The organism is Novosphingobium sp. CCH12-A3, assembly GCF_001556015.1.
In the GTDB taxonomy this organism is placed as follows: domain Bacteria; phylum Pseudomonadota; class Alphaproteobacteria; order Sphingomonadales; family Sphingomonadaceae; genus Novosphingobium; species Novosphingobium subterraneum.
Genome location: NZ_LSIA01000116.1, coordinates 37,803 through 58,548, shown reverse-complemented (window position 1 = coordinate 58,548; position 20,746 = coordinate 37,803). Strand labels below are relative to the sequence as shown.

Below are 20,746 nucleotides of genomic sequence, written 5' to 3'. Positions count from 1 at the left end.
CAATTAAACGATTAAACGCACAATGCCGCTGCAGTCAGCTTCTGTCCAGTCCGGGACAGCGTCTGGAACACCAATTACAGCCGCCACAAGGCGGCGCATGGGAGGCAGCCTTGAAAGCATTGTACTTGCGTAACGCAGCACTGGCCGCAATCGCGGCTTCGGTCACTTTGCCGAACCTGGCGCACGCCCAGCAGGCCGAAGAGCAATCTACCCCCGGCCTTGCCGAGATCATCGTAACGGCACAGCGCAGGACCGAGAATCTTCAGGACGTGCCGATCGCGATAACTGCGGCCAACGCCGAAACACTCGCCCAGGCGCGCGTCGAGAACGTCGCGAACATCCAGGCCATCAGCCCCTCGATCAGCTTCCGCGTCACCAACATCGCAACCTCGAGCGCGAACCTCATCATCCGTGGTCTGGGCACGACCGGAAACAGCCGCTCGTTCGAAGGCTCGGTCGGCGTCTTCATCGATGGGGTCTATCGCACCCGCGCGGCAGCGGCGCTGCAGAACTTCCTCGACATCGACAACCTTCAGGTGCTGCGCGGCCCGCAGGGGACCCTGTTCGGCAAGAACACCACCGCCGGCGCCCTGTTGCTCGCCTCGGCATCACCCTCGCTCAACGACGTCAATGGCGCCGTTGAAGTGACCTACGGAAATTACGACACCTTGATTGCCCGCGGCGCCGTCAATGCTCCACTCTCGGACAAGGTTGCATTCCGCATCGCCGGGCTCGCCTCGTCGGCCGATGGCTTCTTCACCGACAGCACCACCGGCCAGAGCCTCAACGACAACAAGACCCGCGCGGTCAAGGCGCAGCTGCTGTTCGAGCCGAGCGAGAACCTCACCGTCCGCCTGATTGGCGACTACTCGCACAGCCAGGGCAACTGCTGCTACGCCACCTCGGCCTTCATCGACGGTCCCACCCAGCCGATCATCGATCTGCTGACGCTCTACCAGCCAGCCAGCAGCCAGCAGTTTCTTGGCGTGCTTGCCGGCCTGATCCCGGCTTCGTCGATGACGCCGACCGGTCGCAAGCTTCCCGCCCGCGATCCTTCGAAGTTCGAGCAGACCCTCAATGGCAACGGCCAGCAGGAAATCGAGGATTACGGCGGCACGTTGCTGATCGACGCACAGGTCGGCGAAGGGACGCTGAAGTCGGTCACGGCAGTGCGCAAGTTCACGGTCGACCAGCGCGATCTCGACCCCGATTTCTCCGGCGCTGACATCTTCCGCTATGACGAGAGCTTCTCGAGCCGCTTCATCTCGCAGGAACTGACCTACAACACCAAGATTCCGGCGCTCAATGCCGAGGCAGTCTTCGGACTGTTCTTCTCGGACGAGAAGCTCAAGATGGGCCGCAGCCTGCCATGGGCGAACCAGGCGCAGTTCTACTGGGATGCGATCTTCGCCAGCCTCGGCGTCGCCCCGGGCACTGCATACGCTGCCCCCGGTACATGGACCACCGAGCGCATGGGCGGCACGGCCAAGTCCTACGCAGGCTTCGCCCACCTCGATTTCGCGGTGAACGACAAGTTCAACGTCATTGCTGGTGTGCGCTACTCGATCGAGAAGAAGCGCGGCTTCTTCAACAACGCCTTCTATCGCCCGATCCCGACGGATGTATTCACCCTGCTCGGTATCGCCCCATCGCCGGCATACGACGCCACGACGACCAACAAGGCGCTCTCGGGCACCCTCGGCGTCCAGTACCGTCCGACTGACGACATCATGCTCTATGCGACGTACAACCGCGGCTTCAAGGCGGGCGGCGTCAACATGGACGTCAATGCGGCAGGCACGCTGATCAACAACGCCGCTGTCTACAATGCCCTGCCTGCCGCAATCCGCATCGGCTTCTTCGGCAATGCACCAGCACAGGCACCGCTGAACCCGCGCTACAAGCCGGAGAAGGTCAACGCCTTCGAAGTCGGCGGCAAGTTCCAGTACCTTGATGGACGGGCCCGCACCAACATCGCGTTCTTCTACTATGACCTGTCCGACCTCCAGATCGCGCAGTTCATCGGGCTGCGCTTCACAGTGCTCAATGCCAAGTCGGCGAAGGACTACGGTCTCGAGATCGAGAACCTGTTCCAGATCACCGACAGCCTGACGCTCGGCCTCGATGGTACGTGGATCCCGCATGCCCAGTACGGGAAGGATAGCAACATCGACCCGGTCCTGTCGGACTCGCGTTTCCGCTTCAGCCCGAAGTTCTCTGGCAACGCCACGCTGAACCTCGATCAGCCGATCAACGACAACCTCAGTGTGCTGGCTCGCGTGCAGGCACAGTATCAGAGCCGCCAGCTGATCAGCACCGCGACTACGGCTGAACAGGGCCCGGTCACCCTGGTCAACGCCAACCTCGGGTTCAAGCTGCCGAAGACCGGCCTGCTGATCGAAGGCTGGGTGCAGAACCTGTTCGACAAGACCTGGTTCACCCAGTCATTCCCCACCCCGCTCCAGACCGGCGATCAGAACGCCTATCCCGGAGCGCCTCGCACCTACGGCATCCGCGTCCGCGCCTCGTTCTGACGTTGCAGGAATGGATGCAAAGACCCTCGCTATCGGAAGACAGCGAGGGTCTTTTGCGTGGCGACCGGACCGTTAAGCTGATTGCACAGAGTCGCATGCTGCGGCCGAAAGGGAGAGCGATGATCGACGATACAGACTTCACCGGCAGGCATGTCCTTGTCGTTGGCGGCTCCAGCGGCATTGGCAACGGCATCGCACAAGCCTTTCGTGCACGCGGCGCCGCAGTCCACGTCTGGGGAACCCGGCCTGGCGCAGAAGACTATTATCCTGCCGATGGGTCTGATCTCTCCGGTCTCGGTTACACCTGCGTCGATGTCGGCAATCCCGATGCCATCGCGGCAGCCCCTTTTCCTTACTCCAGCCTCGACGTGCTCGTCCTCTGCCAGGGCACGGTGGTCTACAAGCGCGGCGAGTTTGCGCGGGAGGGCTGGGACAAGGTCATGGCCGTCAATCTCGACAGCGTAATGCACTGTTCGATGAAGTTCCACGCGCGGCTTGGCGAAAGCAACGGCTCGATCATCGTCGTCAGCTCGATCTCCGGTCTCAAGGCCAATATCGGCAACCCGGCCTATGCCGCGTCCAAGGCCGGCGCGATCAGCCTGACCAAGACGCTGGGACAGGCGCTCGCTGCCGAGGGCATCCGCGTCAATGGCCTCGCCCCCGGTCTGGTCGATACAAAGCTGACCAAGGTCACCACCGCCCACCCGCAGCGCCTCGAAGGGGCCCTTGCCAGCATTCCGCAGCGCCGGATGGGCACTCCTGCCGACATGGCAGGTGCCGCAATCTTCCTCGCCTCCCCGCTTGCCTCTTACGTCACCGGCCACACCCTCGTGGTCGACGGCGGCCTCTCGCTCTGAAAGATTGCCGGATGCACTTCGAACATACCGACAAGGTCAAGGATCTTCTTGCCCGCCTCGAAGCCTTCATGGACGAACACGTCTATCCGGCCGAGCAGGACTATTACAACTTCGTCCATGACCAGCAGAATCTCTGGGCCGAATGGCCGGGGATGGAACCGCTCAAGGAAAAGGCCCGCGCGGCCGGCCTGTGGAACCTGTTCCTTCCTCACGAATATGGTGCGTGGTCGCCCGGCCTCACCAACCTTGAATATGCGCCTCTGGCCGAAGTCATGGGCCGCGTGCCTTGGTCCAGCCAGGTGTTCAACTGCTCGGCGCCCGATACCGGTAACATGGAAGTCCTCGCCAAGTTCGGCAGTCCCGAACAGCAGGAGCGCTGGCTGCGCCCGCTCCTCGAAGGCACGATCCGTTCCGCCTATGTGATGACCGAACCGCAGGTGGCCTCGTCGGACGCTACCAACCTTGAACTCTCGATCATTCCCGATGGCGATGACTACGTGATCAACGGGCGCAAGTGGTGGATTTCCAATGCCATGCACCCCCGCTGCGAACTCATGATCGTCATGGGCAAGACCTTCTTCGACGGACCGCGCCACAGCCAGCACTCGCAGATCCTCGTTCCGCGCAATACGCCGGGAGTCACCGTGGTCCGCCACCTCAAGGTCTTCGGCTCGCACAATTCACCGGGCGGCGAGGTCGAGCTGCGCTTTGACAACGTCCGCGTGCCCCGCGCAAATATGGTCCTCGGCGAAGGATGCGGCTTCGAGATCGCCCAAGGTCGCCTCGGGCCGGGCCGCATCCATCACTGCATGCGCTCGATCGGCCAGGCTCAGCGCGCGCTCGAATGGATGGCCCGCCGCGCCGACAGCCGTGTCGCCTTCGGCAAGAAGCTGGCCGACCAGTCGAGCGTGCGGCAGGACGTCGCCCGCTCGTTCTGCCAAGTGGAGATGGCGCGGCTGCTCACGCTCAAGGCTGCCGACGCGATGGATCGCAAGGGCAACAAGGAAGCGCGAGACCTGATCGCCGCGATCAAGGTCGTCGCTCCCTCGATGGCGCAGCAGGTCGCTGACCGCGCGATCCAGGTCCACGGCGGCATGGGCGTCAGCGAGGACGGCCCGATGGCCTATTTCTTCACGCTCAATCGCTACGTCCGCCTCACCGACGGGCCGGAGGAAGTCCACATGAGCCAGCTGGGCAAGCTCAAGATCGCCGAATACGTCGCCTCGAACGCCCGTTGAAGGAGCCGCAGCCATGAAAGCCCTGCGTTATTACGGCGCACGCGACATCCGCCACGAAAGCATGGACGACCCCGCGTTGCACTCGGATCGCGATGCCATCGTCAAGGTCGATGCCTGCTCGATCTGTGGCTCCGACCTCCACATCTACCATGGCCACGGCTTCTCTGAAGACGTCGGCTTCTGTGTCGGCCACGAAGCCGTGGGTGAAGTGGTCGAGGTGGGCCGCGGCGTCCATCGCCTGAAGGTCGGCCGGAAGGTGATGATTCCGGCAGCGGTCGGCTGCGGCGCCTGCCGCTCATGCCTCGCAGGCGTCGTCAACACTTGCGAGAACAACGGATCGGGCTGCTACGGCCTTTCGGCAAAACTCCAGGGCTCACAGGCCGAAGCGGTGCGCGTGCCTGCCGCCGATGCCAATGCCGTTGCGATCCCGGACGGGATCAGCACCGATCAGGCACTGATGATGACCGATGCCCTCGCCACCGCATGGTTCGGGGCGCGGCAGGCTGACATCCACCCCGGCTCGTCAGTGGGCGTGATCGGCCTCGGCCCGATTGGCCTGATGGTGGTGGAAAGCGCCTTCGTCATGGGTGCGCATGTCGTCTACGCGATCGATCCGGTGCCCGAGCGCCGCGCAATTGCCGAAAGCCTCGGCGCAATTGTCCTGCACCCGGACGAGGCCGCTGCGCGGATAAAGGAGGACACGCACGGCAAGCGGCTGGACTGCGTTGTCGAAGTCGTGGGCGCCGATGCCACGGTGGACATGGCGCTGCGCCTGGTGCGCGTGCGCGGCACTGTCTCGGTGATCGGCGTCCAGCAGTCGCGACGCTTCCCCTTCCCGCTTGAACGCGCTTTTGCTGGCGGTCTTACCTTCCGCGTCGGCACCTGCTCCGTGCCCGAGGAACTGCCGGCGCTGTTCCCGCTGGTCGCCTCGGGTCGCCTCAAGCCAGAACGCTACATCAGCCACCGCTTGCCGCTGTCACAGGGCGCCGAAGCCTACCGCCTGTTCGAAGCGCGCGAGGCAGGTGCGCTCAAGATGGTGCTGACCCCGGATTAGGGTCAGGACCCTAGCCTTTGCGTCGTGCGGCGAACCAGGGCCCGATCCGGCGCATCGCCTCTTCCACCAGAGGCGTCGAAACCGCGAAGCTGAAGCGGATGAAGCGTTTGCCGTTGACCGGATCGAAGTCGATCCCCGGCGCGGTCGCAACGCCCGTATCGCGCAACAGCTCCTCGCACAGCGCCAGGCTGTTGTCGGTGAACTCGCTGGCATCGGCATAGATGTAGAACGCGCCATCGGGCGGGGCGATGCGCCCAAGCCCCATGAGAGGCAGTGCCTCCAGCAGGATCGCGCGGTTCCGCGCATATGTCGCGACATGCCCGTCAAGCTCGTCGCGACACTCGAAGGCCATGAGACCGGCCTTCTGCGCCAGCACCGGCGGCGTCAGGAACAGGCTGCCCATTCGCGCCCGCGCCGCGTCGATGAGCGAGGCCGGCACGACCAGCCAGCCGAGCCGCCACCCGGCCATGCTGAAGTATTTCGAGAACGAATTGACGATCACTGCGTCGGGCAGATGCTCGAGCATCGACGCCGCCTTCGCGCCGTAGCTCAGCCCGTGGTAGATTTCGTCGGAGATGACCTTGATACCCTTCCGGCGACAGACCTCTGCGATCGCGGCCAGTTCTGCCGGCTCTATGATCGTCCCCGTCGGATTGGCCGGGCTCGCCACGATCAGCCCATCGGGCACCGGATCAAGCGCTTCGACAGCGGCAGCGGTGACCTGAAACCGCTCTGCCGGGCCGCAATCCATCTCGACCGGCTCGAGGTACATGGCTTTCAACGAATTGCGGTAGGCAACATAGCCCGGCCGGGCCAGAGCAATGCGCGCACCCGGCCGGAACAGGCACGACAACGCCATGACGAAAGCCGGCGAAGCACCGCACGTCAGGATCACCTGCTCGCGCTCCACCGTCACGCCATAGTTCTCGGCATAGCTCAGGGCGATGCGGTCCTTCAGGGCCACGCTTTCCCAATAGCCCATCGCCTCGCTGTCCAGCACCGCGTGCGCCAGCGCAATCGCCTTGGCCGGAGCGCCGGTCGACGGCTGGCCGAACTCCATGTGGATGACACTGGCGCCCGCTGCCTCCATATCGTGCGCGATGCGGGAAACGGCGATGGCGTGAAACGGTTCGACTTCGGCGATCATGGCAGCGTGCTAGTTGCCGCCGAAACAAGTTGCAACCCTGCCGGCCGCGCCGATAACCTGCCGCCGATGCAGCGCCTCAAACTGAAGATCCAGCTCTACTGCGGCAACGAGATCGCGATGGGTCCCGGCAAGGCCGACCTGCTTGATGCGATTGACCGCGAAGGCTCCATTTCCGGCGCCGCGCGCGCCATGGACATGAGCTACCGCCGCGCGTGGCTGCTGGTCGATGCCATGAATCGCTGCTGGCGCGAACCTCTGGTCCAAACCTCTCCCGGCAGCGCAAAAGGCGGCGGAGCCAGGCTGACTGCATTGGGCATTGCCGTTCTGCACCACTACCGGGCGCTGCAAGAACGCCTGCAAGGAAGCTCCGAATGCGCAGCTTATCTGGCCCTCGCAGAGGCGCTCCTGGCGGAACCGAAGGCAAGCCGCAAAGGTGACAGGACTTGAAATCGCACACGAATTGCCGCTGCGCAGAGCTCGGCAACCTTGCAGTCATTGGCATGGGCTCTGAGCCAGACGAGGAAGTGCTAGGTTCGCTTGATCTTGTTAGCGAACACGGAGGCCTGCAATGGTGGCTCTACATGTCCCGGTGCAACCAATGCCAACAGTTCTGGATGATCGCGCAAGAAGAAAGGGTTCATGACAATTTCTGCCTGAAGCGCATTGATGCCGAGGATGCAGCACGGATCGTCACGGATGCTATCTGGCCTGAAGACTTTCTTGAGTTTGGCGCGGTGCTACGACTGGAACGTGAATGCGGACAGGTTGCACACTTCCTGGATCCGAACTGCCACGCATTGGTGGCCACCGCTCACGAGCTGAAACGTAAACGACCGGACATCACATCGGACGAAATTGGCTACTTGCTCGCCATAAGGCCATCACATGCCGCCAGATTGCTGGCCCAGAAGCCTTGATAACTACCTAGCGCCCCACCGGCCCCTTCCACAGCACGCCGTCCTTCATCACCAGCGATACCTTGCGGATTGCGGTAATGTCGGTGAGCGGATTACCCTCGACCGCCACCAGATCGGCCAGCATTCCCGTCTTCACGCTGCCCAGCCGGTCACCGATGCCAAACATCTTCGCGTTGCCCGATGTCGCTGCGATTGCCACTTCGGCGGGCGTCATGCCCCCCTTCACCATCAGTTCGGCTTCCCGCGCGTTGTCGCCATGGGCGTAAACGCCGACGTCTCCGCCCATGCAGATGGCGACCCCGGCCTTGCGCGCCTTGGCGAGGGCCTCGAACCCCTCCTGCACGCCCTTGGGCACCGGCGCCTCACCATTCCATCCGCGATAGCGTGCAATCGCATCGCCTGCGGCAAGCGTCGGACAGAAGCCCACGCCCTTGGCCTTCATCGCCGCGAACACGTCAGGCGTCCCTTCGTCGCCATGCTCGATCGTGTCGACACCGGCTGCGACGGCACGACGCATCCCCTCTGCCGTGCTGGCGTGGGCGACAACCTGCCGTCCGGCACCGTGCGCAGCCTCCACCACAGTTTTAAGCTCCGCTTCCGTAAAGGTTGGCCTGCTCGGTTCGCCAGGTCCCCAGCGATAATCGGCATAGACCTTCACCAGGTCCGCCCCGGCGCCGATCTGCCGCCGCACGGCATTGATCAGGTCTGGCCCGCCAGCCTCCTCCGCACCAAGCGGCACCGTCACCCCCGGCTCGAACCCTCTGGGACCATAGGCCCCCGGCGCAACGATGGCGCGCGTCGCCACCAGCATGCGTGGCCCGGGCACGATTCCCTGCTCGATCGCCTGCTTCAGTCCCACATCGGCATAGCCAGCGCCTTCGGTGCCGAGATCGCGCACCGTGGTGAAGCCCGCCAGCAAGGTCACCCGCGCGTGAACCGTGGCGCGCGCCGTGCGCAGCGCCAGGGACTCATGCAGGACCTGATCGTCCCACGGGCTTTCGTTGTAGGGGGGCAGGAACAGGTGCGAGTGCCCCTCGATCATGCCCGGCATCAAGGTGGTGCCTGGCAGCGCAATGACCGAAGCCTCGACTGGCGCGACAATGTCAGGACCGACCGCTTCTATGCGGTTGCCCCTTACCAGAACCGCCCAGCCCTTGCGCAGCACTGCGGTCTCACCGTCGAATACGGCGTCAGGCCGCAACAGGGTCAGCGCCTCGGAACGCTCGCCGGCAAACGAAGGAGCCGCAACGGTCAGCGTCAGGGCAGCAGCAAGAACCTGTAGGACAATCCGCATTCGCCATCCTTTCGAATGGCGCCATCATACCTGCGCAACAAGGAGCGGCAACAATCTGCGCCGTCCTTTTTCCTCAATCCGGGTTCAGGCCGCTTCCTCGTGCCGCAGTTCTGCAAGCTGCGCGTCGGTCCGAGGCAAAATACCCATGCCATTTATGGTCCGACGATCGAGATGCTGGAGCTGTATGTCAGGACTTTGGCGGGTAAGATCGCGCAAGTGTTGCACACGGATCACGGCCATCACGCAACCAAGCGTCGCGATCGAAACGCCCAGGCGCCACATGGCGAATTGCCCGCTCTGCACGGTCGACAGGAATTCGGCAAAGCACTGCCATACAGTCGCAGCGCCAAGCAGCTCGGTCGCGCGTTGGCGTGGCGCCGCCAATAGCAGGGAGCACGCGAGGAAGAACGAGCCGACACCGGCCGTCGTCACGCTGAGCTGGTCCGTCACATAACCGAAGCCGAGCGCAACCGCGCTGGCTACTGCGACAACACGGGCGGTGCGGGAAATCTGACCAGGGGTCAGCATGTCGAGTGGGCTACGCATGCGCAGGATCATTGCCCAAGCCTCTCAACAATTCGTTACGGCACGAAAGGTCCAGAAATGATCTCAATAAATCCAAAAATTACAGTCCATAGCAGGACCGACAACGCCAGCGGCAGCCCGAGACGAACCCAGCCCGAGGCACTTTCCGTTGGCGAATCACCCTCCGCCTGCCCGAATCGCCCGGCCATCAGTTCTTCCTGTAACTGATGGACGGGTGAACGAACCGGGGCGTCCTCCTGCCGTGCAGGACGGGGCACCGCGATGTTTGGCGCGACGCTCTCGGCTACACCTGAAGGCAGTTTGGCAGACAGTACCGGCGATCCCGACATGGTGGCTCCTCGGCATCACTCTGCCATGAGGTCACCAACGACAGCTCACCACAAACCTAGGGATTTACGCTTAGCCCCGTTGCGCCATTTCGAGCGGTTCGCCACGGACCGGGTAACCCAACCCGTCCGGGATCATCAGCCAGCGACGCCCCTCCCGCTCTTCCACAAACGGACTGATCGTGCCGATCGGTGTCGTCTCGGCATGATTGCGCGCTTCGTCGAAATTGCCGAACAACGCCAGGCGTTCAAGATTCCGTCGCGTCGGAAAGATGACCTTGATCTTGCCTTCTTCGGCAAGATCGAGCGCTTCGCGCGCACTTGCCCAGAAGAGGTGCCGGTTCTCGGTGGCATCAACCTCGATATCGACCGCCCCGGTGCCCAGATCCGCGAGATAGAAGCGGGTGTCGAAAATTCTTTCAGTCCTGTGTTTCGGCCACCAGCGAGCGAAGGGCACCAGCCGATCAATCTCAAGCTCCCAGCCAAACTCTGCCAGTACCGGCGCAAGATCACCGCCCGAGATCAGCATGCGTCGCGCTTCGGCCGCAAGCCTGCCATCGACCTCGCCCGAAATTCCAACCACCAGGCCGGTCTCTTCCAGGGTTTCGCGGACAGCAGCCACTCGCGCCGCCAGATCGCCTAGGTCTCCCCCAGCGCTCTGCCCCAGGCTTTCCGCCAGCGAAAAGTCCGATGGATCGATCTTGCCGCCCGGAAAGACGGTGGCACCCCCTGCAAACTTCAGGCTGGCATTGCGCTCCACCATGAGAATTTGTGGTGCCCCACCGGCAGGAGCATGCCGAAAGATGATGACGGTTGCCGCCGGAGTGGTCTTGCTCAGCCAGTTTTCGGGCTCGATATCATGCGTTTCCATCCTGGCGATCATGTCCCGCCCAAGCGCGCTTGCCAAGTCTCGAGAAAGTGTCGGATCACTTTACATTCGCCGCTTCAGCCTGATGGTATTAGGCACAGAGAATCCCGAAAAACAGGCCCTTTCCGCAAACTGGCACGAAGAATGCTTAGGTCATCATGTCCCGAAGAGTAGCTTCTTCTCGAGGCGGAGCCAGTCCCCCCGGTCTCTATGGCTCCGCCTCTCCCGGGACCTCCCTCAAACAGGCAGACCACAAAAAAAGACGCGACCGGCATTGCCGACCGCGCCTCATGAAATGCCGAAGTCTCAGGGGATCAGGCGGCCTTGACGCCCGAATCTTCCATCAGCTGCTGCAATTCGCCAGCCTGGAACATCTCCATCATGATGTCCGATCCGCCCACGAACTCGCCCTTGACGTAGAGCTGCGGGATCGTCGGCCAGTCAGAGTAGGATTTGATGCCGCTGCGGATTTCCATGTCCTGCAGCACGTCAACCGAGGCGTATTCGACGCCCAGATGCTCGAGGATGGCAATGGCCTTGCTGGAAAAGCCGCACTGCGGGAACAGCGGCGTTCCCTTCATGAACAGGACGACGTCGTTGCCGTTGACGATTTCGGAGATGCGCTGCTCGGTCGACATGGTGGATGAGTTTCCTTTCCGTCCTCAGTTGGGAACGGCAGTGGTCAGTTGCAAGGCATGGAGCTCGCCGCCCATGCGCCCGCCAAGCGCATCATATACCAGCTTGTGCTGCTTGACACGGCTCAGGCCGGCAAAGGCGGCAGACGTGACACGGGCGGCATAGTGATCGCCGTCGCCCGCAAGGTCCGTGATCTCGACCTCGGCGTCCGGCAAAGCCGCACGGATCATCGCCTCGATCTCGGCCGCAGGCATTGCCATCAGGCTTCGCCCATCAGCTGGCGGCGGGCGTCGACCTGCTTGGCTTCCATCGCCGCGCGGATTTCGGCTTCGTCGGTTTCGATGCCGGCCGAAACCAGATCACCCAGCAGCTTGCGGATCACGTCCTCGTCACCGGCTTCCTCGAAATCGGCCTGCACGACCGACTTGGCATAAGCCTCGGTCTCGGCCGCATCGAGGCCCATGCGCTCAGCCGCCCAGGTGCCCAGCAGACGGTTGCGGCGGGCGTGGACGCGGAACATCATTTCCTCGTCACGGGCGAACTTGGCCTCAAAAGCCTTCTCGCGATCGTCGAACGTGGTCATCGGCCGGATATCCTTCGTAAAAGGGTTTCTCCAGCCGATAATCAGCGAGCGCGTTCCCTGCAAGGCATCACGAAAAGAAACACTGGGGCACAAGCAGCGTGGAGTCAGATCCGCCCGCGGCGAATGTCGAGCAGCACGCCGCCTTCGCGGCTCACGTCGCAGGAGAAGCTGTCACCATTGCGAAGCGTGCCCGACACCCGATAGCCATCGCCATTGCGCGTGGCGTCGTAGACCTCGTCCACCTCGCCCTTACGCTCAGCTTCGGTGACGCAGGAATCGACCGCGTCGTTCAACCCGCGCGAACCGACGCCTGCCCGGCTGTCGTCCCGCCAGTCATCGGGCTGCACGTCTCGCTGATCATCTTCGGGGCGATAGCGATAGCCATCGTCCTCCCCGGAATTGCGCTTCTTCTCGGCCTTGCTCGCAGCGGTCGCGATTGCCGCAATGCCGCCGATGATCAGCAGCCCGGCCAGCACATCGCCGCCGTCGACGCCGCCGCGATCGCGGTGCCATCCGCGCCCGCCCCAGCCGCCGCGATCCCAGCGTCCATGCGCCTCGGCAGCAACCGGCAGTGCGGTCGTCGCCAGCGCAGCCAGCGCCATCGCAATCCCGGAAAAACGTCCCACCATGATCATCCCTTCACAACCGACCGCCTGCCCCGATCCATGGGCCAGCAGTCGGTGCCCGTCATTCTTGCAAGGCTAGGCGGCCCAGGCTTTCCGATGCCTGAACCGCCTGCCTTATCATGCTTCAGAGACCGCGAATGCCGCTGTAGTCGAGGTCGACGACCCGGCCCCGTTCAAACTTGCACTTGAACGAACCGCTGTCATAGCCGCGCAGGGAATTGTTCCAGCCGCGATAGTCGCCACCCCAGCCGTTGCCGTAGTAGCGGTCGCCATCGCGCCAATCGCGACCGCGCGTGTTCACGGCTATGCGGCCGCGAACCTCATAGCCCCACCGCGTGTTCCGCACCTCGCGGACGTCGGTCACGTCGGCCCGGCCATAGCTGTAGCGGGCGGCGTTGCGCTCTGCTGTGCGCACGCACTGTTCGATCGCCTGGCGCGGGTTGCCACGGCCGTAGTAGCCATCGCGATAGCGCCCGTCGTTCCAGCCATCACGGCCCCGCCAGTCGTCGCCATAACCATAGCGGTCATAGTCGCGGTTATTGTTGTTGCTTGCTGCAGCGGCGATCGCGGCAATGCCGCCGATCACCAGCGCACCTGCAATGATGTCACCCCCGTCGATGCCGCCGCGATGGTCTCGGGCAACTGCGGGAGAGGCCGAAGACACCGCGACCGCAGCGGCGGCAGCAGTTCCGACCAGGGCCTTGGGCAAAGTCTTCATGGCTCAGATCCCGCCACTCATCAAGGATTGCCTGATTCGCCGTGATGGGACGCTGAACCGCGCCGACAGCGATTGTTCATCAAAACAGCCTCTAAGATGAACAGGCCTGCTACCGTACTGCTTCGCTGTCCAGCCCCGTCCAGTAGGCCAAGAACGCCAGCACATCGGCGCCCGCACCAATCACCTTCTCCACCGGCTTGCCCGTCCCGTGCCCCGCGCGCGCCTCCACGCGCAACAGGCGCGGCCGCTCGCCGATCTCCGCGGCCTGCAGCGCAGCCACGTACTTGAAGCTGTGCGCTGGCACCACGCGGTCGTCATTGTCCGCAGTGGTCACGAGGATTGCGGGATAGGCCCTGCCCCCGTCTATATTGTGATAGGGTGAATAGCTGCGCAGCGTGTGCCAGTCTTCCTCCCGGTCAGGACGGCCATAATCATCCACCCAGAACCGGCCGGAGGTGAAGCGGTCAAACCGCAGCATGTCCATGACGCCCACGTCGGGATTGGCCGCAGCGAACAGATCGGGCCGCTGGTTCACGACCGCTCCCACCAGCAGCCCGCCATTGGATGCGCCCTGGATCGCAAGACCGCCCTTGGCCGCGATCCCCTCCTTCACGAGGTATTCGCCCGCAGCGATAAAATCGTCGAAGCTGTTCTGCTTCTTCTGGCGCCGTCCGGCCTCGTACCAGGAGCGCCCAAGCTCGCCGCCACCCCGGACGCTGGCCAGCGCGAACGCCCCGCCCGCCTCTAGCCAGGCCATGCGCACCGGCGAATAGCCCGGCGTCAGCGCAATGTCGAAACCGCCATAGCCATAAAGAAGGGTTGGCAAAGGCTTGCCTGCCGCCGCCAGCGCCTTCTTGCGAACGACATAGAGCGGCACCATCGTCCCGTCCTTCGAAGGGTACTGACGCTGCTCGACCAGATAGTCAGCGGGATCGAACGCCATTCTCGGCACCGCAAACGGCGTTACCGTTCCCCTCTGCAGGTCCATGCGATAGATCGCAGGCGGCAGGTTGAAGCTGGTAAACTGGTAGAATGTCTCCGGGTCGCCGGGTCGTCCGCCAAACCCGCTGGCCGTGCCGATCCCGTTCAGCGTTATCGCCTTGCCCGGCTTGCCCTTGCGATCGGTCATCACCGCCACCGTCTGGCCGTCCTTGAGATACGACAACAGGAAGCGGTCGCCGATCATCCGCGCCCCTTCCAGCGTATTGCCGCGCTCGGGCACGACCACGGTCCAGCCCTTCTTCGGGTGGGCCAGATCGATGCTGACCAGATGGTAATTGGCAGCGCTCCGGTCGGTCAGGAACCACAAGCGATCGCCGATCCCCGCCACCAGCTTCCAGTGATCTGCAATCTCGGGCACCAGCGGCTGCGCTTTCCATTCGCCCGACCTGCGCCCGTCGAGCTGGATCAGATGAACTGCATTGCGCTTGTCGGTGCTGACTTCGCTCACCACCACGGCCCAGCGCCCGTCGCTCGTCACCAGTGCCTTGTGGCTCCATGCGGGGTTCTCTGGCGTTGCGTGGACCAGTTCATCGTGATCCTGCGCGGTGCCGACGCGGTGAAACCATACCGCCTTGTTGAAGCGCGGCGCCCGGGGATCATCGCCCGCCCGGGGTGCCGGAAAGCGCGAATAGAGGAAGCCCTCGTCGCCAACCCAGGCGATCTCCGTATCATTGGCCCACGCGATACGCTCGTCAAAGATGCGGCCGGTCGCGACATCCACCACGCGCAAGGTGCGCCAGTCGCTGCCCGCCTCCTGCTCGGCAAAGGCGACATACTTGCCGGACGGTGATGGCTCCCATTGGGCCAGCGCCAAGGACCCGTCCGCACTGCAGCCATTGGGATCGATCAGCAGGCGCTGCTTGCCCTCGACCCCCTTGCGCACCCACAATGCCGACTGGTTCTGCAAGCCTGCATTGCGCGTGTAGAAATAGCTTCGTCCAGCCTTGCGCGGCAGGCCATAGCGCTCGAAATCGAACAAGGATCGGATACGACCGGCAAAGCGCTCACGGGCGGGTAGCCTCGCCAGATAATCCCCGCTCAAGGCATTCTGCTCTGCCACCCAGGTAGCGACCGCGCCATCCGTTCGCGGATCGGCTTCAAGCCAACGGAAAGGATCGGCAACGCGCTGCCCGAAAACCTGCTCGACCAGCGGATCGGCCCGGGTCGATGGATAAGCCGTCTTCGGAAGGACAAGCCTGGCATTACTGCTGCTTGGATTGGAACCTCCAGAGGCCTCCGGAAAGGCCACCTCGGAACTGTCCGCAACTGCAGGGCCTGCAGGCAGCACCGCCGCCAACAGAAGTGCGCCGCCCAACAGGCCGCGCGCAGACCTTGCCATCTCCCGCATCATCGTTGGCCAAGGCATAGCACAGCGCAACGATATGCGGGAGATGCCCTTCTTCCTCAGTCCGTGGCTTTTAACCCCGTCCAGTGCGCCAGAAACGCGTAAACGTCAGCCGTTTCCTCGATCAACTTCGAGATCGGCTTGCCCGACCCGTGTCCGGCGCGAGTCTCGATGCGGATCAGTTGCGGCTTCGGTCCAAGTCCGGCGGCCTGGAGCGCTGCTGCATACTTGAAGCTGTGCCCCGGCACCACGCGGTCGTCAGTGTCAGCCGTCGTCACCAGCACTGCCGGGTAGGGCGTGCCAGCCTTCACGTTGTGGTAGGGCGAATAGGCCCGCAGCACGCGCCAGTCTGCCTCGACATCAGGTCGGCCGTAATCGTCGGTCCAGTAACGCCCGGCGGTAAAGCGGTCGAAGCGCAACATGTCCATGACGCCCACCGCCGGATGCGCCGCCGCGAACAGGTCGGGCCGCTGGTTCACCACTGCGCCCACCAGCAGCCCGCCGTTCGAACCGCCTTCCACCGCAAGCCCCGTCTTGGGGGTCACGTTATTGGCAATCAGCCATTCGCCTGCCGAAATGAAATCGTCGAACACATTCTGCTTGCGTGCCCGCCGCCCGGCATCGTGCCAGGCATCGCCATATTCGCCGCCGCCACGCAGGTTCGCCACGGCATAGGCCCCGCCGCTCGACAACCACGCCATGCGTGCTGCCGAGTAGGCTGGCGGCAAGGAAATGTTGAAGCCGCCGTAGCCATAGAGGATCGTCGGCACCGGCCCCTTTGCGTCCTTGCGCCGGACCACGAACATCGGGATCCTTGTGCCATCCTTCGATGGATAGAACACTTGCTCGACCTTGTAGTCCTCGGGCGCGAAGTTCAGCGGCACCTTCTGCCATGGCGCCACTTTCCCGCTGACCGTATCGAAGCTGTAGACGGTTCCGGGGGTGGTGAAGCTGGTAAAGCCAAAGAATCCGGCCCGGTCCCCCGGCTTGCCGCTGAACCCGGTGATCGATCCGATCCCCGGCAGCGCCATCTCTCCGGCAGGTGTCCCGTCAAGGGCGTAGACCTTGATCAGCGATTTCACGTCCTTCAGGTAATTGAGGTAGAGTTTGCCCCCAACGATCGAGGCCCCCTCGAGGTTCGCATCGCTTTGCTCGACCACCGTGGTCCAGACCGGCTCTGCCCCCGAAAGGTCGACCTTCATTACCTTCTTGAGCGGCGCGTCCTTGCTGGTCACGAACCACAGCGTGTCGCCTGTCGCGTCAAAGCAGTCCCACTGGGCGGTCATGTCGGGAACCAACGGGCGCAACTTCCAGTCAGCCTTGCCGATTGGCGCCACGAACACGGCCGAAAGGGGGTCGGTGCCTTCATGGCTGGTCACCACCAGCCAGCGCCCCTCGCCCTTGACCTGCGCCACGTGTCCCCACTTCGGCTTGTCAGGGGTGGCAAAAACGGGCCTGTCCTCAGCCTGCGGTGTACCCAGCTTGTGATACCAAACGGTCTGGTTGTAATTCAGCGCCTGGAACGCCTCGCCCTCTTTGGGTGCCTCAAAGCGTGAATAGAGCACGCCGTCATTGCCGACCCATGCGATATCGCTGAACTTCACCCATTTGATCTCGTCCGCAAGGGCCTTCCCGTCACCCGCGCCAACGAACTTCATCGTCCGCCAGTCCGATCCACCATCCTGCACGGTGTAGGCGAGCGTTGCCCCGTCCGGCGAAGGCTCCCAGGCGTCGAGCGCAGTCGCCCCATCCTTCGCCCAGCCATTGGGATCCAGCAGAACGCGCCCCTCAGGCGAGGCGGCATCCCGCACGACCAATTGCGCCTGGTTCATCAGACCCGAATTGTAGGTGTGAAACAGTCGGCCTCCTTCCTCGCGGGGAACGCCCCAGCGCGGATAGTCGAACAGCCCCTTAAGCTTCTTCTCGAACCCGGCCCGCTCCGGCAGGGCCTTGAGATAGCTATCGGTAAACCTGCTCTGGCCGTCGACCCACGCCGCAACCTTGCTGTCAACACGAACGTCTGCTTCCAGCCAGCGATAGGGATCGGCAACCTGTTCGCCGAATAGGGTCTCGACCACCGACCCCCGGTCAGTCTCAGGGTAGTTCAAGGCTGTATCTCCGGCAAAGGCAGGTGCAGACAGGCTGACAGCCGCCACCGCAGTGGCGAACAGAATTTGGCGCATGGGCATGGGGGAGCTTTCCGGTGAATCATTCGGTTGCAGCCGAAACTAGCCAGCTTCCCGTCACGCACAAGCCCCGCGCACGAAAAACGGGCGGAGCCAGCGGCCCCGCCCGTCAATCTCGTCCGAAACGAAGCGCGAATTATGCGGCTTCGTATTCGTCTTCATCAGCCGTCATCACCGGGCCCGAGTCCTGGCCCTTGGCCGAGGTGTCACGGTCGACCAGTTCGATCACGGCGATCGGCGCGGCGTCCGAAGCGCGGAAACCGGCCTTGATGATGCGGGTGTAGCCACCGTTGCGATCGGCATAACGCTCGGCCAGAACGGTGAACAGCTTCTGCAGCTGGGCATCGTCAAGCAGACGGGCGTGGGCGAGACGGCGGTTCGAAAGGCCACCCTTCTTGCCAAGCGTGATCAGCTTTTCGATGTAGGGGCGCAGTTCGCGCGCCTTCGGCGTCGTCGTGGTGATCTGCTCGTGCTTGATCAGAGCCGCTGCCATGTTGCGCAGCATCGCGATGCGGTGGGCAGAGGTACGACCCAGCTTACGCTGGCCAAGTTTATGACGCATGGTATTTCCCTTCCGTTCGTAGGGGGGCCGTACGAGGTACCCCGATCCAGGCGGCGATTAGGGCTGCCGCCAAGTCACCCTTGAAAACAGGGCGCCCCGAAGGACGCCCCGAATTTCCTTAGCCGAGAAGCTCTTGCTCGAGCTTCTTGGCCATCTCTTCGATGTTCTCAGGCGGCCAGCCCGGGATGTCCATGCCGAGGCGCAGGCCCATCGACGAAAGGACTTCCTTGATCTCGTTGAGCGACTTGCGGCCGAAGTTCGGCGTGCGCAGCATCTCGGCTTCGGTCTTCTGGACCAGGTCGCCAATGTAGATGATGTTGTCGTTCTTGAGACAGTTGGCCGAACGCACCGACAGCTCGAGCTCGTCGACCTTCTTGAGAAGGTAGCGGTTGAGCTGGTTGGCATCGCTCTCTTCCGGTGCATGGGCAGCGACGCCACCAGCAACCGAAGGAACGTGGCCGACCGGCACCTGGTCGTCGAAGTGGACGAACAGCGCGAGCTGGTCCTGAAGGATGCGCGCGGCATAGGCCACGGCGTCTTCCGGGGTGATCGTGCCATCGGTTTCGACCGTCAGATTGAGCTTGTCGTAGTCAAGCTCCTGACCGATACGGGCGTTGTCGACCTTGTACGAAACCTGGCGGACCGGCGAGTACAGCGAGTCGACCGGGATCAGGCCGATCGGCGCGTCAACCGGACGGTTCGAAACGGCGGGGACATAGCCCTTGCCGGTATCGACCGTCAGTTCCATGTTGAACGTCGCGCCTTCGTCGAGATTGCAGATCACGAGGTCCTTGTTCATGACCTCGATGTCGCCGGTGACGGCGATGTCGCCTGCCTTCACTTCGCCCGGACCAGTGGCCGAGAGCTGCAGACGCTTGGGGCCTTCGCCCTGCATCTTGAGGGCGATCTGCTTCACGTTGAGCACGATGTCGGTCACGTCTTCGCGGACGCCGGCGAGCGACGAGAATTCGTGAAGAACGTTCTCGATCTTGATCGAGGTGACCGCCGCGCCCTGAAGCGAGGAGAGCAGCACGCGACGCAGCGCGTTGCCGAGGGTGAGACCAAAGCCACGCTCAAGCGGTTCGGCGACGAATGTCGCGCGGCGCTTGGCGTCGTTGCCCGGCTTGATCTCGAGATTGTTGGGCTTCTTCAGTTCCTGCCAGTTCTTGATGTTGACAGTCATGGAATTCCCCTGGGGTTTGTGCGGGCTTTTGCCGGTTGCCGGGATGCTTAATTCCCGGCTCCGGTCGAGATATTGGGTGAAAGGGGCGCCGGTACCTGCGCCCATCCACCATAGGCAGGATCAGACGCGACGACGCTTCGACGGACGAACGCCGTTGTGCGGGATCGGGGTCACGTCACGGATCGCCGTGATGGTGAAGCCGACCGCCTGAAGGGCGCGAAGGGCGCTCTCGCGGCCCGAACCGGGACCCTTGACTTCAACTTCGAGGGTGCGGACGCCGTGTTCCGCAGCCTTCTTGCCGGCATCGTCAGCAGCGACCTGCGCTGCGTACGGGGTCGACTTGCGGCTACCCTTGAAGCCCATCATGCCGGCCGACGACCACGAAATGGCGTTGCCCTGAGCATCGGTGATGGTGATCATGGTGTTGTTGAAGCTGGCGTTTACGTGCGCAACACCACTGGTGATGTTCTTGCGCTCGCGGCGCTTAATGCGCTGAGGTTCGCGTGCCATGGTAAATATCCTCGAGAAACTTTGGACGGAAGAAGGATCTGTTCAGATCTTACTTCTTCTTGCCGGCGATCGGCTTGGCCTTGCCCTTGCGGGTGCGGGCGTTGGTGTGAGTGCGCTGACCGCGGACCGGCAGGCCCTTGCGGTGACGCAGACCACGATAGCACGCGAGGTCCATGAGGCGCTTGATGCTCATCGCCACTTCGCGGCGAAGATCGCCTTCCACGGTGTGCTCGGCGTCGATCGTTTCGCGGATCTGAAGGATCTCTGCGTCCGAAAGGTCGGCCACGCGGCGGGTGTGTTCAATACCCAGCTTGTCGGCGATCTGCTTGGCCTTGTGTGCGCCAATGCCATGGATGTAGGTCAGCGCGATGATCACGCGCTTGTTGGTGGGGATGTTGACCCCGGCAATACGAGCCACTTGCTTCTCCGTTTGCTCCACAGGCCGCGCGAATCGCTCGCGCCGCCTATCTCATCGCGAAAACTCACTCGGGAAATCCCGGATTTCTGCATGGTTTCAGGATCTTGATCCTGATTGTGCAGACGTTGCCCGGAAATGAGTGAAAGGCGCGATTAGGCGGTTTCGACTGCAACGTCAACCGTTACGCAAGCACAAA

22 protein-coding genes are annotated in these 20,746 nt (G+C 63.1%); 6 read left to right on the top strand and 16 right to left on the bottom strand.

What is annotated here, in order from left to right; genetic code table 11:
* Positions 1-110 precede the first annotated feature (110 nt).
* From AX703_RS08480 to AX703_RS08465, 4 genes are all read left to right on the top strand, one after another.
* Entirely contained in the window at positions 111-2,534 is a 2,424-nt protein-coding gene (locus AX703_RS08480; protein WP_231735462.1) for a TonB-dependent receptor, read from the top strand.
* 119 nt (positions 2,535-2,653) lie between these two features.
* Entirely contained in the window at positions 2,654-3,391 is a 738-nt protein-coding gene (locus AX703_RS08475; RefSeq protein WP_062343603.1) for an SDR family NAD(P)-dependent oxidoreductase, read from the top strand.
* 11 nt (positions 3,392-3,402) lie between these two features.
* On the top strand, positions 3,403-4,629 hold the full coding sequence (locus AX703_RS08470; RefSeq protein ID WP_062343602.1) for an acyl-CoA dehydrogenase family protein: 1,227 nt from the start codon (positions 3,403-3,405) through the stop codon (positions 4,627-4,629).
* A 13-nt stretch (positions 4,630-4,642) separates the two neighbouring features.
* Entirely contained in the window at positions 4,643-5,683 is a 1,041-nt protein-coding gene (locus AX703_RS08465) for an alcohol dehydrogenase family protein (protein ID WP_062343601.1), read from the top strand.
* Positions 5,684-5,693: 10 nt separating this feature from the next.
* On the opposite strand, the gene AX703_RS08460 is transcribed toward AX703_RS08465, so the two are convergent.
* A complete protein-coding gene (locus tag AX703_RS08460; RefSeq protein WP_062343600.1) occupies positions 5,694-6,830 on the bottom strand; it encodes an aminotransferase class I/II-fold pyridoxal phosphate-dependent enzyme in 1,137 nt (378 codons plus the stop codon).
* 66 nt (positions 6,831-6,896) lie between these two features.
* On the opposite strand from AX703_RS08460, the gene AX703_RS08455 reads away from it, so the two are divergent.
* Both AX703_RS08455 and AX703_RS08450 read left to right on the top strand, forming a co-directional pair.
* Positions 6,897-7,277: a winged helix-turn-helix domain-containing protein gene (locus tag AX703_RS08455; RefSeq protein WP_062343667.1), complete on the top strand. Its 381-nt coding sequence runs from the start codon at positions 6,897-6,899 to the stop codon at positions 7,275-7,277.
* Positions 7,274-7,747 carry a hypothetical protein gene (locus AX703_RS08450; protein ID WP_156451981.1) on the top strand — a complete coding sequence of 158 codons (474 nt, stop codon included), beginning with the start codon at positions 7,274-7,276 and terminating at the stop codon, positions 7,745-7,747. The genes AX703_RS08455 and AX703_RS08450 overlap by 4 nt, the downstream gene beginning before the upstream one ends.
* 7 nt (positions 7,748-7,754) lie before the next feature.
* Here AX703_RS08450 and AX703_RS08445 read toward each other — a convergent pair whose 3' ends face one another.
* From AX703_RS08445 to rpsM, 15 genes are all read right to left on the bottom strand, one after another.
* Positions 7,755-9,041, bottom strand: a complete 1,287-nt coding sequence (locus AX703_RS08445) for an amidohydrolase family protein (protein WP_062343598.1) — start codon at positions 9,039-9,041, stop codon at positions 7,755-7,757.
* 84 nt (positions 9,042-9,125) lie between these two features.
* Complete coding sequence (locus AX703_RS08440; protein WP_039335193.1) at positions 9,126-9,599, bottom strand: hypothetical protein; 474 nt, start codon at positions 9,597-9,599, stop codon at positions 9,126-9,128.
* Between the two features lie 23 nt (positions 9,600-9,622).
* Positions 9,623-9,916 (bottom strand): hypothetical protein, encoded by a 294-nt coding sequence (locus AX703_RS27305; RefSeq protein WP_156451980.1) that lies wholly within the window; start codon positions 9,914-9,916, stop codon positions 9,623-9,625.
* A gap of 70 nt (positions 9,917-9,986) precedes the next feature.
* A complete protein-coding gene (locus AX703_RS08435; RefSeq protein WP_052242485.1) occupies positions 9,987-10,784 on the bottom strand; it encodes an NUDIX domain-containing protein in 798 nt (265 codons plus the stop codon).
* Positions 10,785-11,095: 311 nt separating this feature from the next.
* Positions 11,096-11,419, bottom strand: a complete 324-nt coding sequence (gene grxD / locus AX703_RS08430) for a Grx4 family monothiol glutaredoxin (protein WP_039335195.1) — start codon at positions 11,417-11,419, stop codon at positions 11,096-11,098.
* 24 nt (positions 11,420-11,443) lie between these two features.
* Positions 11,444-11,677: a BolA family protein gene (locus AX703_RS08425; RefSeq protein WP_039335197.1), complete on the bottom strand. Its 234-nt coding sequence runs from the start codon at positions 11,675-11,677 to the stop codon at positions 11,444-11,446.
* The gene (locus AX703_RS08420; protein ID WP_039335200.1) at positions 11,677-12,000 is read right to left on the bottom strand and encodes a DUF1476 domain-containing protein; all 324 of its coding nucleotides are present in this window, start codon (positions 11,998-12,000) and stop codon (positions 11,677-11,679) included. The genes AX703_RS08425 and AX703_RS08420 overlap by 1 nt, the downstream gene beginning before the upstream one ends.
* Before the next feature lie 104 nt (positions 12,001-12,104).
* Positions 12,105-12,626, bottom strand: a complete 522-nt coding sequence (locus AX703_RS08415) for a hypothetical protein (RefSeq protein ID WP_231735461.1) — start codon at positions 12,624-12,626, stop codon at positions 12,105-12,107.
* Between the two features lie 124 nt (positions 12,627-12,750).
* Complete coding sequence (locus AX703_RS08410; RefSeq protein ID WP_039335203.1) at positions 12,751-13,344, bottom strand: hypothetical protein; 594 nt, start codon at positions 13,342-13,344, stop codon at positions 12,751-12,753.
* A gap of 109 nt (positions 13,345-13,453) precedes the next feature.
* Positions 13,454-15,685: a prolyl oligopeptidase family protein gene (locus AX703_RS08405; RefSeq protein WP_082734496.1), complete on the bottom strand. Its 2,232-nt coding sequence runs from the start codon at positions 15,683-15,685 to the stop codon at positions 13,454-13,456.
* 65 nt (positions 15,686-15,750) lie between these two features.
* Positions 15,751-17,880, bottom strand: a complete 2,130-nt coding sequence (locus AX703_RS08400; RefSeq protein ID WP_062343596.1) for a prolyl oligopeptidase family protein — start codon at positions 17,878-17,880, stop codon at positions 15,751-15,753.
* A 133-nt stretch (positions 17,881-18,013) separates the two neighbouring features.
* Positions 18,014-18,439 carry a 50S ribosomal protein L17 gene (gene rplQ, locus AX703_RS08395; RefSeq protein ID WP_039335208.1) on the bottom strand — a complete coding sequence of 142 codons (426 nt, stop codon included), beginning with the start codon at positions 18,437-18,439 and terminating at the stop codon, positions 18,014-18,016.
* Between the two features lie 118 nt (positions 18,440-18,557).
* Positions 18,558-19,622, bottom strand: coding sequence for a DNA-directed RNA polymerase subunit alpha (locus tag AX703_RS08390; protein ID WP_039335210.1), 1,065 nt, complete (start codon positions 19,620-19,622; stop codon positions 18,558-18,560).
* Positions 19,623-19,742: 120 nt separating this feature from the next.
* Positions 19,743-20,132 (bottom strand): 30S ribosomal protein S11, encoded by a 390-nt coding sequence (gene rpsK, locus AX703_RS08385; protein WP_008065643.1) that lies wholly within the window; start codon positions 20,130-20,132, stop codon positions 19,743-19,745.
* A 49-nt stretch (positions 20,133-20,181) separates the two neighbouring features.
* Positions 20,182-20,550 carry a 30S ribosomal protein S13 gene (gene rpsM, locus AX703_RS08380; RefSeq protein ID WP_062343665.1) on the bottom strand — a complete coding sequence of 123 codons (369 nt, stop codon included), beginning with the start codon at positions 20,548-20,550 and terminating at the stop codon, positions 20,182-20,184.
* Positions 20,551-20,746 lie beyond the last annotated feature (196 nt).

Excerpts from the sequence above, each read along its gene's own strand:
- AX703_RS27305 (WP_156451980.1), bottom strand. The coding sequence starts at position 9,916 with ATGTCGGGATCGCCGGTACTGTCTGCCAAACTGCCTTCAGGTGTAGCC.
- AX703_RS08390 (WP_039335210.1), bottom strand. The coding sequence starts at position 19,622 with ATGACTGTCAACATCAAGAACTGGCAGGAACTGAAGAAGCCCAACAAT.
- AX703_RS08435 (WP_052242485.1), bottom strand. The coding sequence starts at position 10,784 with ATGGAAACGCATGATATCGAGCCCGAAAACTGGCTGAGCAAGACCACT.
- AX703_RS08425 (WP_039335197.1), bottom strand. The coding sequence starts at position 11,677 with ATGGCAATGCCTGCGGCCGAGATCGAGGCGATGATCCGTGCGGCTTTG.
- AX703_RS08460 (WP_062343600.1), bottom strand. The coding sequence starts at position 6,830 with ATGATCGCCGAAGTCGAACCGTTTCACGCCATCGCCGTTTCCCGCATC.
- grxD (WP_039335195.1), bottom strand. The coding sequence starts at position 11,419 with ATGTCGACCGAGCAGCGCATCTCCGAAATCGTCAACGGCAACGACGTC.
- AX703_RS08405 (WP_082734496.1), bottom strand. The coding sequence starts at position 15,685 with ATGGCAAGGTCTGCGCGCGGCCTGTTGGGCGGCGCACTTCTGTTGGCG.
- rpsK (WP_008065643.1), bottom strand. The coding sequence starts at position 20,132 with ATGGCACGCGAACCTCAGCGCATTAAGCGCCGCGAGCGCAAGAACATC.
- AX703_RS08420 (WP_039335200.1), bottom strand. The coding sequence starts at position 12,000 with ATGACCACGTTCGACGATCGCGAGAAGGCTTTTGAGGCCAAGTTCGCC.
- rplQ (WP_039335208.1), bottom strand. The coding sequence starts at position 18,439 with ATGCGTCATAAACTTGGCCAGCGTAAGCTGGGTCGTACCTCTGCCCAC.
- AX703_RS08440 (WP_039335193.1), bottom strand. The coding sequence starts at position 9,599 with ATGATCCTGCGCATGCGTAGCCCACTCGACATGCTGACCCCTGGTCAG.
- AX703_RS08455 (WP_062343667.1), top strand. The coding sequence starts at position 6,897 with ATGCAGCGCCTCAAACTGAAGATCCAGCTCTACTGCGGCAACGAGATC.
- AX703_RS08470 (WP_062343602.1), top strand. The coding sequence starts at position 3,403 with ATGCACTTCGAACATACCGACAAGGTCAAGGATCTTCTTGCCCGCCTC.
- AX703_RS08410 (WP_039335203.1), bottom strand. The coding sequence starts at position 13,344 with ATGAAGACTTTGCCCAAGGCCCTGGTCGGAACTGCTGCCGCCGCTGCG.
- AX703_RS08445 (WP_062343598.1), bottom strand. The coding sequence starts at position 9,041 with ATGCGGATTGTCCTACAGGTTCTTGCTGCTGCCCTGACGCTGACCGTT.
- AX703_RS08400 (WP_062343596.1), bottom strand. The coding sequence starts at position 17,880 with ATGCCCATGCGCCAAATTCTGTTCGCCACTGCGGTGGCGGCTGTCAGC.
- AX703_RS08465 (WP_062343601.1), top strand. The coding sequence starts at position 4,643 with ATGAAAGCCCTGCGTTATTACGGCGCACGCGACATCCGCCACGAAAGC.
- AX703_RS08475 (WP_062343603.1), top strand. The coding sequence starts at position 2,654 with ATGATCGACGATACAGACTTCACCGGCAGGCATGTCCTTGTCGTTGGC.